Annotated in this window: 11 protein-coding genes; 9 read left to right on the top strand and 2 right to left on the bottom strand. The window is 36.4% G+C overall.

The window, feature by feature from the left end; translation table 11 throughout:
- Nucleotides 1-102: 102 nt before the first annotated feature.
- The 5 genes from IPP64_16420 (at nt 103) to IPP64_16400 (ending at nt 4,971) form a co-directional block, all read left to right on the top strand.
- On the top strand, nt 103-429 hold the full coding sequence (locus IPP64_16420; protein MBL0330945.1) for an iron-sulfur cluster assembly accessory protein: 327 nt from the start codon (nt 103-105) through the stop codon (nt 427-429).
- A 13-nt stretch (nt 430-442) separates the two neighbouring features.
- Nucleotides 443-1,894 (top strand): Fe-S cluster assembly protein SufB, encoded by a 1,452-nt coding sequence (sufB, locus tag IPP64_16415; GenBank protein ID MBL0330944.1) that lies wholly within the window; start codon nt 443-445, stop codon nt 1,892-1,894.
- 47 nt (nt 1,895-1,941) lie between these two features.
- Nucleotides 1,942-2,694 (top strand): Fe-S cluster assembly ATPase SufC, encoded by a 753-nt coding sequence (sufC, locus tag IPP64_16410; protein ID MBL0330943.1) that lies wholly within the window; start codon nt 1,942-1,944, stop codon nt 2,692-2,694.
- Between the two features lie 84 nt (nt 2,695-2,778).
- Nucleotides 2,779-4,074, top strand: coding sequence for a Fe-S cluster assembly protein SufD (gene sufD / locus IPP64_16405; GenBank protein ID MBL0330942.1), 1,296 nt, complete (start codon nt 2,779-2,781; stop codon nt 4,072-4,074).
- A gap of 48 nt (nt 4,075-4,122) precedes the next feature.
- A complete protein-coding gene (locus tag IPP64_16400; protein ID MBL0330941.1) occupies nt 4,123-4,971 on the top strand; it encodes an EamA family transporter in 849 nt (282 codons plus the stop codon).
- 51 nt (nt 4,972-5,022) lie between these two features.
- On the opposite strand, the gene IPP64_16395 is transcribed toward IPP64_16400, so the two are convergent.
- On the bottom strand, nt 5,023-6,180 hold the full coding sequence (locus tag IPP64_16395; protein ID MBL0330940.1) for a PKD domain-containing protein: 1,158 nt from the start codon (nt 6,178-6,180) through the stop codon (nt 5,023-5,025).
- Between the two features lie 183 nt (nt 6,181-6,363).
- Nucleotides 6,364-7,686 (bottom strand): PKD domain-containing protein, encoded by a 1,323-nt coding sequence (locus tag IPP64_16390; GenBank protein MBL0330939.1) that lies wholly within the window; start codon nt 7,684-7,686, stop codon nt 6,364-6,366.
- Between the two features lie 106 nt (nt 7,687-7,792).
- On the opposite strand from IPP64_16390, the gene ispG reads away from it, so the two are divergent.
- Genes ispG through IPP64_16370 form a run of 4 tightly spaced genes read left to right on the top strand, consistent with a single transcriptional unit; the run spans nt 7,793 to nt 13,248 of the window.
- Nucleotides 7,793-9,730: a (E)-4-hydroxy-3-methylbut-2-enyl-diphosphate synthase gene (gene ispG, locus IPP64_16385; GenBank protein MBL0330938.1), complete on the top strand. Its 1,938-nt coding sequence runs from the start codon at nt 7,793-7,795 to the stop codon at nt 9,728-9,730.
- Between the two features lie 56 nt (nt 9,731-9,786).
- The gene (locus tag IPP64_16380; protein ID MBL0330937.1) at nt 9,787-10,761 is read left to right on the top strand and encodes a PCMD domain-containing protein; all 975 of its coding nucleotides are present in this window, start codon (nt 9,787-9,789) and stop codon (nt 10,759-10,761) included.
- Nucleotides 10,762-10,819: 58 nt separating this feature from the next.
- On the top strand, nt 10,820-11,371 hold the full coding sequence (locus IPP64_16375) for a carboxypeptidase-like regulatory domain-containing protein (protein ID MBL0330936.1): 552 nt from the start codon (nt 10,820-10,822) through the stop codon (nt 11,369-11,371).
- 11 nt (nt 11,372-11,382) lie between these two features.
- Nucleotides 11,383-13,248, top strand: coding sequence for a TonB-dependent receptor (locus tag IPP64_16370; protein ID MBL0330935.1), 1,866 nt, complete (start codon nt 11,383-11,385; stop codon nt 13,246-13,248).
- Nucleotides 13,249-13,308 lie beyond the last annotated feature (60 nt).

Here is a 13,308-nt window from a genome sequence, read left to right as displayed (position 1 = left end):
AAATACTTGTTAGAGTACCTAAAATTAGGTATTTTTGTACTCTGATTAGATTCAATCTAAATAAGAATAAGAAGTAACTAATTGATTATCAATACTATAAAAATGATAACAGTATCTGAGAATGCAAAACAGCACGCATTAGACTTAATAAAAAACGAAAATCGCCCAAATGATACATTTATTCGTGTAGGTGTTGACGGTGGTGGATGTTCAGGACTTTCCTATAAATTGGAGTTTGATAACCAAATAAAGGAAGGCGATCAAGTGTTTGAAGACAAAGGGATAAAAATTGCAGTCGACAAAAAAAGTTTCCTTTATCTAATTGGAACCGAGTTGGATTATACAGGCGGGTTGAATGGAAAAGGGTTTGTATTTAACAATCCAAATGCAAGCAGAACCTGCGGTTGCGGGGAATCATTTTCAGTTTAAAGTTCAAAGAAAAATGGCAAACGAGATATTAGAAGAGCAGATTAGCGGGGAATATAAGTACGGTTTTGTTACGGATATTGAAGCAGACAATGCTCCCAAGGGTTTGAATGAAGACATTATTCGTTTTATTTCTAAAAAGAAAAACGAACCGGAATGGATGTTGGAGTATCGACTGAAAGCATTTCGTTATTGGCAAACATTAGAAGAGCCTCACTGGGCTCACGTTTCCTACACCAAGCCAAATTTCCAGGATATTATTTATTACTCTGCACCCAAACCAAAAGTGCAATTAAATAGTTTGGATGAAGTAGATCCTGAATTATTAAAAACATTTGAGAAGTTGGGTATTTCAATTGAAGAGCAAAAAAGATTGAGTGGAGTAGAAAGTAGAATTGCTGTAGATATTGTAATGGATAGTGTTTCGGTAAAAACTACATTCAAAGAAACGCTTTCTGAAAAAGGAATTATTTTTTGTTCATTCGGAGAAGCAGTTCAAGAACATCCAGAACTGGTAAAAAAATATATGGGCTCGGTTGTTCCTTATACCGACAATTTTTATGCGGCATTAAATTCAGCTGTTTTTACAGATGGTTCATTCTGCTACATTCCTAAAGGAGTTCGTTGTCCAATGGAACTTTCAACATATTTCCGAATTAACGCTTCCGGCACCGGTCAGTTTGAAAGAACATTAATTATTGCCGATGAAGATGCCTATGTAAGTTACCTCGAAGGATGTACCGCTCCAATGCGTGATGAAAATCAATTGCATGCAGCTGTTGTAGAAATTGTAACGCATAAAAATGCGGAAGTAAAATATTCAACGGTTCAAAATTGGTATCCCGGAGATAAAGATGGGAAAGGTGGAATTTTCAATTTTGTTACGAAGAGAGGAATTTGTTTGGAAGACAATTCAAAAATTTCTTGGACACAAGTAGAAACCGGTTCTGCCGTTACTTGGAAATATCCATCTGTTATTTTAAAAGGAGATAACTCGGTAGGAGAATTTTATTCAGTAGCAGTAACGAACAATTATCAGCAAGCAGATACCGGAACAAAAATGATGCATCTTGGCAAAAACACCAGAAGCACCATCATTTCAAAAGGAATTTCAGCTGGCTTTAGTAATAACAGTTACAGAGGTTTGGTGAGAATAGCAAAAGGTGCAACCAATGCGAGAAATTTTTCGCAATGCGATAGTTTATTGATGGGTGATAAATGTGGAGCCCATACATTTCCCTACATCGAGATAAAAGATAAATCGGGAATTGTAGAACACGAAGCAACGACTTCAAAAATTGGTGAAGATCAATTGTTCTATTGTAAATCACGAGGAATAGATAATGAAAAAGCAATCGGTTTAATTGTAAACGGATATTGCAAGGAAGTATTAAATAAATTACCAATGGAATTTGCTGTGGAAGCACAGAAGTTGTTAGCCGTTTCTCTTGAGGGATCTGTCGGCTAATCCCAACGAATTACTAATTTATACGAAAAATACGAATTACTAAACATATGTTAAGCATTAAAAATTTACATGCGTCAATTGACGGGAAAGAAATTCTGAGAGGAATTAATTTAGAGGTAAAAGCCGGAGAAATTCACGCGATTATGGGGCCAAATGGTTCCGGGAAAAGTACCTTGTCATCTGTGTTAGCAGGAAAAGAAGACTATGAAATTACAGAAGGCTCCGTAACTTTCAATGGAAAAGATTTGTTAGAACTTTCTCCGGAAGACAGAGCTCGCGAAGGTGTGTTTCTTGCCTTTCAATACCCTGTCGAAATTCCAGGTGTGAGCAACATTAATTTTTTGAAAACGGCTATCAATGAGATTCGCGCATACAAAGGACAAGCTCCAATGGAAGCAAAAGATTTTTTAGCGATGGTAAAAGAAAAACAAAAATTGGTAGAGTTGGATGGAAAGCTAGCGAACCGTTCGGTAAACGAAGGTTTTAGCGGTGGTGAGAAAAAGAGAAATGAAATTTTTCAAATGGCCATGTTAGAACCAAAGTTGGCCATATTAGATGAAACAGATAGCGGTTTGGATATTGATGCTTTGAGAATTGTAGCGGGTGGAGTAAATAAATTGAAGTCGAAAGACAATGCAACAATTGTGATTACTCACTATCAACGTTTGTTGGATTATATCGTTCCGGATGTGGTGCATATTCTTTATAAGGGAAAGATTGTAAAATCCGGACCGAAAGAATTAGCATTGGAGTTGGAAGAAAAAGGATACGATTTTATTAAAGAAGAAGTGGGTGCTTAGATAGCCACAGATTCACAAATTTTTAATTTAAATAGTGTGCTGAGCGCAAACGAAGCATAAAATTATCGAAGGCACAAAGTCAGAATGGAAACGGTTACAAAAACAAATACAATAAAAGATAAATTGATTGCTGAATATGAAGCCTCAAAAGGTTCATTGTTTGGTGATGTGCAATTGCGTGAACAAGCTTTAGAGTCATTTTCCAAACAAGGTATTCCTGGTCGTAAGAGTGAAGAGTACAAGTATGTGAATATGGAATTGGCTTTGAAAGGAGATTTTTCATTTTCAACCACACAAAAACTTTCTGCCAAACAGGTTGAAAATACTCAATTCTTAAAAGATGCGTTTGTTGTTGTTATCGAAAACGGGAAGTTTAATTCTGAGTTTTCGAAAATTAATTCTTTGTCAAAAGGGTTAGAAATAGTAAGCATTTCTGATGCTGTTTCTAATGAAGCATTTAAAAAGCATTTTTCAAAATATGCGGATGTAAATTTAGATCCATTTATTGCATTGAATACTGCTTTAGCAACAAGTGGAGTGTTTATTCATGTTGCAAAAAGTGCTGTAATTGAAACCCCAATTCATATTGTTCATCTTACTTCTGTAGCTGAAAGCACCATTTTGAATTCCCGGAATTTAATTGTGGTTGAAGAAAATGCGCAAGCCACAATCGTTGAATCTTTTGAAATTGTTGATTCTAAAGCCAAATCATTTCACAATGCATTAACAGAAATTGTTGTTGGAGCAAACGCTATTGTAGATCATTATAAAATTCAGAACGAAAGTGAATTCGGACATTTGGTGAGTACAACACAGTCGGTTCAAAAGAAGCAAAGTCATTTTTCAACGCATACATTTACCTTGAGTGGATTATTGGTGCGAAACAATTTGAATATGGTTTTGGATGATCAGTTTATTGAATCGCATTTGAATGGGTTGTATTTAACGAATGGCAATCAAGTAGTGGATAATCATACATTGGTAGACCACCGAAAACCGAATTGCAACAGTAATGAGCTATACAAAGGTATTATTGAAGATAAATCTTCCGCTACGTTTAATGGAAAAATATACGTAAGAAAAGACGCTCAAAAAACAAATGCTTTTCAATCCAACAAAAATATCCTTTTAAGTGATGATGGAACGATTAATACCAAACCTCAATTGGAAATTTATGCGGATGATGTAAAATGTTCACATGGAACATCTACCGGCAAGTTAGATGAGGATAAAATTTTCTATCTTCGTGCTCGTGGATTGAGTGAGGCGAGTGCAAAAAAATTACTAATGCATGCATTTGCTTCTGAAGTGGTTGATACAATTAAGATTGAAGCTTTACGTGAATACGTGGAAGCTAAAATTTCCAAACGATTTGAATAACCCATTCAGTGCTTTTTAAAAACAAAAATCTCCTTCTTTTACATTTTATTGTTCTCATTTGGGGGTACAATTCTGGGGAAACTCATTAATATTGAAGGTGTAGTTGCCTATCAATTGGTTTGGTTTCGAATGTTGATTACTGTGGCAACTGTTGCTTCTTATATATTTCTGGCTAAAATAGATGTTCGACTTCCCAAAAAGGATATTTATCAATTAGTTGGAATTGGTGCTATCATTGCATTTCACTGGTTTTGTTTTTATAATGCCATCAATGTCTCAAACGTATCTGTTACGTTAGTTGCATTTGCAACGGGAACATTGTTTACTTCTATTGTTGAACCGATTTTTTACAAACGTAAAATTATCCGTTATGAAATCGCATTCGGAATGGTGATTATCGGTGCAATCGCAATGATTTTTCAAGTAGAAACCCAATACACTCTTGGAATTATTTTCGGGATGTTGGCAGCACTTACCTCTTCTTTTTTTACAGTATTTAATGGTTTGTTAGTTAGACGAATTCCGTCACCTGTTATTGCGATTTATGAATTGACGGGAGGTTTTCTTGCCCTAACAGTTTACTTGTTATTTACGGGTGAATTTACGGCTTCGTTTTTTGATATTACTCCGGGAGCTTGGGGTTGGTTGGGTATTTTGTCAGTATTGGGAACTGCTTTCCCTTTTATTGCAAGTGTGAATTTAATGAAGAAAATTAGTCCGTACACCGTTACCCTCACTGTTAATTTGGAGACCATTTACGGAATCATCATCGCATTTATTCTTTGGAAAAAGGATGAAGCAATGACGCCAGGTTTTTATTTAGGCACCTTAATTATTTTGGCAACCATTTTTGGAAATGGATTGTTGAAGCAATATTTAAAAAAGGAAAAAGCATAAAAAAACCTGCCGAATATTCTGGCAGGTTTTCCCTCTAAACAAACAGATGAATTATTTACTAACGATGATTTTTTTGGTTTTAATGTTGTTGTCAACTTTTAACTGAAGTAAATACATGCCTTCTGCAACTGCTGATGCATCCCAAGTTGTTGTATGTTCTCCGCTTACTTGATTTCCATTTTCTAATTCTGCAACTGTATTTCCCAAAAGATCTACAATGGAGATGGATACATTGGCATCTTTACGGATACTGTAATTGATGGTTGTGGAGTTGCTGAATGGGTTTGGATAATTATCCAATGAATTAATTGTTGAAAGTTCTTCTGCTACACCCAATGGCAATACATTAATCGTAAATGTACTTGACATCATCATTCCCGGAGTAATTGAATCGCAGAATGTATCCGTGCAACCTAATCCGTCAGCAATTGTTAAACACAATACAACAGGTGATGTAGATGCATAGGTATGTGAAGGGTATGCTGCGGTGGATGTTGTTCCATCACCAAAATCCCAAAGGTATGTAAGTGCTGGTCCAAATACAGAAGATGTATTGTATACAAAGTAATTGTAAAGGTTGGAAGAATCTTGTACAATTATAAAGCTTGCGGAACATGTTGCAACTCCCGGAACAGTAACTGAACTGCAATAGGTGTCTGTACATGAAGAACTCGTATCTGTTATGGTTAAACAAACGGTGTAGGTACCCGGACTAGCATAAACGTGGGTTTCGTTGCCTACGGTTGAAGAGTTGCTACCGTCACCGAAATCCCAGAAATAGGTATAGGTTCCAGTTCCTGATGAATAATCATAAAACTGAGTGAATGTGGATGAGTCGTTTGAAACAAAATACGCATTGCAGCTTCCTGATGTAGACGAAATGGTAATTGAATCACAGAACGTAGCAGTGCAGGTTGTTAAAAAATTGTTTACTGTAAGACAAACATAATAAGTCCCTGGCGTGGTATATAAATGTGTAATATCCCCAACGCTTGTTCCTGTTGATCCATCTCCAAAATCCCAGGTGCTGGTTAGTCCTGATCCTACAGATGTGTTTACAAAATAGCCGTATCCAGCCGAATCAAATGGCATGAATGAAGCAGTACATTGTGCTTTAGATGTAAAGCCAATGAAAATAAATGCTCCCAAAAGAACTGCTTTGGAAATTTTGGTGAGCATGTTTTGTTGAATGGTAGAGATTGTTTTCATGGTATTAAGATTTAATTGTTTTTCGTTTTTTAATTTGATGATACAAATGTGCAATACATTTCGCCTGGAATAAAATCAAAATTGTAAAAACTTACGTGTTCAAAATGTTAAATTAATTGTTTATATCAATAAAAAAGGAGATTATGGTTAAATAATCTCCTTTTTTCAATGCTTAGAATAAACTTAATTTTTGATGATTAATTTGCTTGCATTTCCAGTTTCGGAGCTGAGTTTTATTAAATATGCACCTTGACTTAGCAGGTAAGTATCAACAACCGTTTGATGTTTTCCTAAAGTTTGAGAAAAAGAACTGGAAGAAATTTTATTTCCTATTATGTCAAACAGTTCAATATTCAATTTTGATGCTTGAGTCAATTCGTATGAAATAGTTACTTGCTCTTCTGCCGGATTTGGAAATACAACCAAATTAAAATTGTTGCTTCCATTTTCAAAAATTCCAATTCCTGTAATATTCACTGTAACAGAATCACAATAGGTATCCGTACATGCATTGAATGCGTCAATCATCGTTACACATGCATAGTAGGTTCCGGAAGTAGCATATGTATTTGTTGTTATTGCTCCAGTTCCAGTATTCCCATCACCAAAATTCCAGGTATACGTATTGGTTATCGAAAGTGGTGATGCAGTAAATCCAACAATTCCGTTTACATCCAAATACGTGTATGAAACAGCGCAAGCACCTGTTCCTGCAGCGATAACACTATCACAAAAAGTACTGGTGCAGGAAGTCAGTGGGTCAGTGGTTGTTAAACATACATAATACGTTCCTGCAGTTGCGTAAGTATGCAGTGAAAGTGGGAGCGTTCCGGTTGTTCCATCGCCATAATCCCAGCTATACGTATTTGTAACCACAACAGGGTTTGCTTGAAAGGTTAAGTTTCCGGTACCATTATCGGTATATGTAAAAGTAGAGCTGCAATCAGGAGTTGCGATGTATATAATGACGCTATCACAGAACGTGCTGGAGCAAATGCCTCCTGTATCTGCAATTGTTAAACAAACATAATACGTTCCGGAGGTCGCATAGGTATTGATTGCAGTTGCACCGGTTCCTGTGTTTCCGTCTCCGAAATCCCAAGAATAATCAATGTCTAGGCCAAGCGGACTGGCAATAAAATTAGCCAGACCGGTGGTGGTGTCGACTGTAGATGTGAACGAGCCGGTCATTCCACTATTAACAGTGATGGTTGTAGAATATGTATTTGTACAAAAGAAACTGGTAGCGATGGTTAATGAAACGTTATACACGCCACATACAGCATAGGTATGTGTCGGGTTTTGCAATGTGCTTGGAGCAGAAAGGTCTCCAAAGTTCCACAACCATGTAACAATCGTTCCTGAACTCGTGGTAGAGGCATCTGTAAATGAAAACACGTTTGCAACATTACTGGCTGTATAGTTAGCGGTGCATTGCGCTTTTGTAGTAAACGATAATACGCTAAGATAGCAAACAGCTATCAATGCGAGGTAGTTTTTTTTCATTTTGTTTCCGTTTTTTATCCATATCAAATTTACAAATATTCTGAATTAGTTTCTGCATTTATCTTAAATTTGTCCTGCAGGAATTCCTTCAGAATTACTCAATCAAATGCTTATGAATACTAAACTTTATTGCAATAGTTTAACGCACTATTCCAGATATAAAACACGAGTGGTGAATATCGGAGATGTACCATTGGGTGGCGACCATCCGATTCGGATTCAATCGATGACTACCACTGATACGATGAATACCATTGCAACAGTTGAACAAAGTATTCGTATGATTGATGCCGGATGTGAATATGTTCGCATCACCGCACCGAGTTTAAAAGAAGCACAAAATTTAGAAGAAATAAAAAAGGAATTAAAGAAGCGTGGTTATTCGACTCCTTTAATTGCAGATATTCATTTTACTCCGAATGCTGCTGAATTAGCAGCTCGCATTGTTGAAAAAGTGCGTGTGAATCCCGGAAACTATGCTGATAAAAAGAAATTTGAAAACATTGAGTATACAGATGCAACCTACGTTGAGGAATTAGATCGCATACGAACACGCTTTACACCATTAGTGAAAATTTGTAAAGAATACGGAACAGCCATGCGTATCGGAACCAATCATGGTTCACTGAGTGATCGTATTTTAAGTAGATATGGAGATACTCCGCTGGGAATGGTGGAAAGTGCGTTGGAGTTTTTGCGCATCTGTGAAGATCAAAATTATTACAACATCGTATTGTCGATGAAAGCCAGTAATCCTCAAGTGATGGTGCAGGCCTATCGTTTACTGATACTCAAAATGCAAGAGTTGAATATGAACTATCCTTTGCATTTAGGAGTGACTGAAGCGGGTGAAGGAGAAGATGGTAGAATTAAATCGGCTGTTGGAATTGGAACATTGCTGGAAGATGGCATTGGTGATACGGTTCGTGTTTCCTTAACAGAAGATCCGGAGTTTGAAATTCCTGTTGCGAAAAATTTAATAGAACGCTATTCGGACAGAAAAAATCATTCACCGATTCCTGAAATTATTAAACTTCCGTATTCACCTTACGATTTTTCAAAAAGAAGTTCAGTCGAAGTTGGAAATCTTGGTGGTACGAATGTTCCAAGAGTTGTTGCTGATTTCTCTGAAAAACAAAAAATTACTCCGGCTTCTTTATTTGCAGTCGGGTATAATTACTCTGTGCCACTTGATAAATGGAATTTGACCGATCAGGCCTGTGATTATATTTTTGCCGGAGACAATACAATCGATTTCCAGATTCCCGGAACGTTAGGGTTGATTTACAATGCAAGTGTTTGGAATAATTTAAAAGATAAAACAAGAAGTTATCCGTTGTTTAGTTTCAGTGAATTTAATTCTGCAAAGACTAAATCGGATATTTTAAATTTTGTTTCAATCAAGATAAACGATTTACTTCCTTCTTCTAATCTATTAATGTTCGCATCTTCCAATTGTGTTCTTGTTTTTGAAACATCCAATACTCATGGAATGGCTGAACAACGCAGAATGTTTTTAGAGTTGTTAAGCAAGGGTGTTACTGTCCCTGTTATCATCAAACGAAATTATTCAAAAATATCCGAAGAAGAATTTCAATTGCATGCTTCTACAGATTTTGGAGCCTTATTTCTGGATGGATTTGGTGATGGTGTTTGGATTTCTCAAACGGATTGCACTTCTCCTAAAAATGTAAATGCAACAGCTTTTGGTGTTTTGCAAGCAACACGTACACGTATCTCTAAAACAGAATATATTTCTTGCCCTTCTTGCGGTCGCACCCTTTTTGATTTACAAGAAACAACAGCAAAAATTCGAAGTCGCACCGATCATTTAAAAGGTGTGAAAATTGGAATCATGGGTTGTATTGTGAATGGTCCCGGGGAAATGGCAGATGCTGACTATGGCTACGTTGGAACCGGGGTTGATAAAATTACCTTATACAAGGGAAGGGAAGTTGTAGAGCGAAATGTACACTCAGAAAAAGCTGTCGATGCGTTGATAGAACTCATTAAAAAGCATGGCGACTGGGTAGAAAAGGAATAAATACAGTTATTGAAAAAAATGTATATTTGTTATAGAAACACTAAAAACGTCCCCCAATGAAGAAAATACTTACACTCCTATCAATCACATTTGCAACCGGAATGTTTGCACAAACAACCATTCAAAACGGAGATTTTGAATTATGGGAAAATGTTGGTTCTGCAACAGAAGAACCTACCTTCTTTAATTCAAATAGAACTGGAACCGATTGGGCAACCAGTGGTCCTCAAACCTGTTACAGAGATGCGTCAACATTCCATGGCGGATTATATTCCGTTCGTATGGAAACCAAAACATTTGTTTTTGCAGTGGTAAATGGTTCAGTTACAACCGGAATTGTAAATGCTCCGACCACTACCAAATCGGATGGATATCTTGGTACCATGAAAAATACAGATGCTTCTGACATCAGACGTATGTCGTTTGTTGGTCGTCCGGATAGTATTGTTGGATGGTATAAATACACACAAGGTGGTGCTGCTGAAATTGGAAAAGTAAGAGCCATTTTACATGTTGGAAATTACTACGACCCAGAAACAGCTACATCGTATCATCCGGATTCGTCTGTAAATAAAATTGCGGATGCATTGTTTTTAACTCCTGCTGCGAATGTTACAACATGGACACGCTTCGCTGTTGCATTCAATTACGTGTCTACCAGTAACCCTGCATATATTATGATTAATACAACTTCTTCTAACGACCAAAATACATCTACATCCGGTAGTAAATTGTGGTTGGATGATTTAGCAGTTGTATATAATTCTTCCAGCATTACTGAAAATTCTTTCAACGAAAGCAATGCGAATGTGTATGCATACGATAAAACAATTTATGTTGATTTTATCAAAGGAATAAAAGCTCCATCCACATTATCTATTTATGATATTACCGGAAAATTGGTTTCTACACATGTGCTTTCAAACAATCAATTGAGCACCATTAATGTTTCCCAATTAAATTCAGGATTGTATCTCTATCAATTGAGTGGATCTGAAATTCAAAAATCAGGTAAATTGTTTATCAAGTAATAAAAGCTATTCTATAAAAAACCTTGACATTTTTTGTCAAGGTTTTTTATTTTTTAAAATGCAAAATCATAAATTTCTTTCTTTATTATTCTCTCTAATTCTTTTTTTAGGTTCTGTTTCTGCTCAGGAAACAGGAATTTTAAAAGGGAAAATTTCCGATGCAAATTCGAAAGAATACCTGCCCGGTGCAACCATTCGATTGGTTAATAATTTGACCAAAGGAACCGTTTCAGATATTGACGGAAACTATTCGATGGTGTTGGATACGGGATACCATCAACTTTTTTGTGTATTTATTGGTTCGGTAAATGATACGTTTTCTGTTCACATTCAAACCAATGCAATTACAGAAAAAAACATTGCCTTATTAACGGTTACAAAGTTTTTAGAAACGATTGTTGTTTCATCCGGTAAGTTCGATCAGAAATTGGAAGAGATGACTGTATCGATGGAGGTAATCAAGCCTAGTTTAATTAATAATAAGAACACAACTTCCGTTGAAACAGCATTGGAACAAGTTCCCGGATTGACCATCATTGATAATGATCCACAAATTAGAGGAGGAAGTGGTTTTACATTTGGTGTAGGAGTCGCGTTGCGATTGTTGTAGATGGAATTCCTTTGTTAAGCGGTGATGCCGGTCGTCCTGAGTGGAGTTATATTCCTGTAGAAAACATTGAACAAATAGAAATTATCAAAGGCGCTTCTTCTGTTTTATATGGTTCTTCGGCATTAAGTGGTGTTATCAATGTTCGTTCAGCTTATCCAAGAAGCACACCTAAAACAATTGTAAACTATTCTGTTGGGAATTATAGTTATCCCAAAAAGCCTGCGACCAATTGGTACAACGAATCCATTCCCGGATTTACCAACTTGAATTTTTTACACTCCCGTATCATCAAAAAGAATTTTGATTTTGTAATTGGTGGTAATTTTAATATCGATCAAGGATACATTGGTCCACCACCACCACAAGGACCAGTGCCTGCATTTGCTCAAAGTGTTGTTGGCGAAATTCCTACATTTTCGAACAAAGATATGCAGGAAGTCCGTGGACGATTAAATTTTAATTTGCGTTACCGTTCCAAAAAATTTCCAGGGTTGAGTTATGGTATCAACGGAAACGGGATGTTGAATAAAACGAATATGGTATTGGCATGGAGTGACGATTCGTTGGGCCTTTACAAAGGATATCCGGGAGCAGTGTTTTTGCAGAATCAAAAACTGTTTAACCTTGATCCGTTTCTTAAGTTCAATAAAGGGAATGGCATTAGCCATAGTTTGGTGACCCGTGTTTTTCATTCCGATAATCAGATAACAAATAACCAATCGAATTCCGGGACACTGTATTATGGTGAATACCAATTACAACGTATTTTTAAAAATTTAGATTTTACATTCACGGGTGGAGTGGTAGGAAGTGTTTCTAATTCACATGCGCAGCTGTATGTTTCGAGTGGATCACCCGACAATAAAATTGTAAATGCCAGTGGGTATGCGCAAATAGATAAAAAGTTCTGGAACATTTTAAACATTTCCGGTGGATTCCGATATGAGTATTTTAAAATGAATAATTTTAATAGTGTAGTTGCTCCAATATACAGGGCAGGTGCAAGCTTGCAAGTGTTAAAGGCAACGTATGTGCGTGCATCTTACGGACAAGGGTTTAGATATCCGACAATTACTGAGCGTTATATTTCTACGAAAGCCGGTTTGTTTGGAGTGTTTCCGAATCCGGATTTAAAACCGGAGACCAGCAATAATTTTGAAGTAGGTTTAAAGCAAGGATTTAAATTGGGTGGTATCATGGGATATTTAGATGTTGCCGGTTTCTATCAACGCTATGAAAATACAATTGAGTATTTATTCGGGCAATGGCAGCCTTCTATCGCTTTGTTGGGTTTTAAATTTGTAAATACAGGAAATTCGCAAGTGCGTGGAGTAGATATGTCGATGGTGTTTTCTTCTGATGAAAAAAACAAAAAATTTGGTGTGACTGCTTTGTTAGGTTATACGTATGTAGAACCTATAACCTTGACTCCTGATAATGTCTATGCTGTTGACAGCGCTTTTGGCGGTGCTGGAAAACCATTGACCTATAAAAATAGTAGCATGGATACTACGGATAATATTCTAAAGTATCGTTTCAAACATTTGGTCAAAGGTGATATTGAATTTAGAATTTTTAAATTTGGTGTTGGCTTTAGTTATCGTTACTATAGTAAAATGCAAAACATCGATAAAGCTTTTGAAGATTTGGAAGAGTTAACACAAGCACTAACATTTGTGGATGACTTAAAAGCAATTAATTATTGGGAAAAACATAGTGGGTATCATGTGTTTGATGCTCGACTAAGTTATCAGGCGAGTAAAAAACATAAGTTGTCCTTGGTGTGCAGCAATGTGTTTAATGTAGATTATTCGCTACGTCCAATGAAAATTGAATCACCGAGAACAACAGCATTGCAATATGTGTTGACGTTCTAAGGAGTTTTTTTAATTTCCATAGGAGTACACGTTTCTACCTTCCTTGTTTAAAGAGTTCTC

Source organism: Bacteroidota bacterium, assembly GCA_016722565.1.
GTDB lineage: Bacteria > Bacteroidota > Bacteroidia > 2-12-FULL-35-15 > 2-12-FULL-35-15 > 2-12-FULL-35-15.
This window is presented reverse-complemented; position numbering and strand designations above follow the sequence as displayed.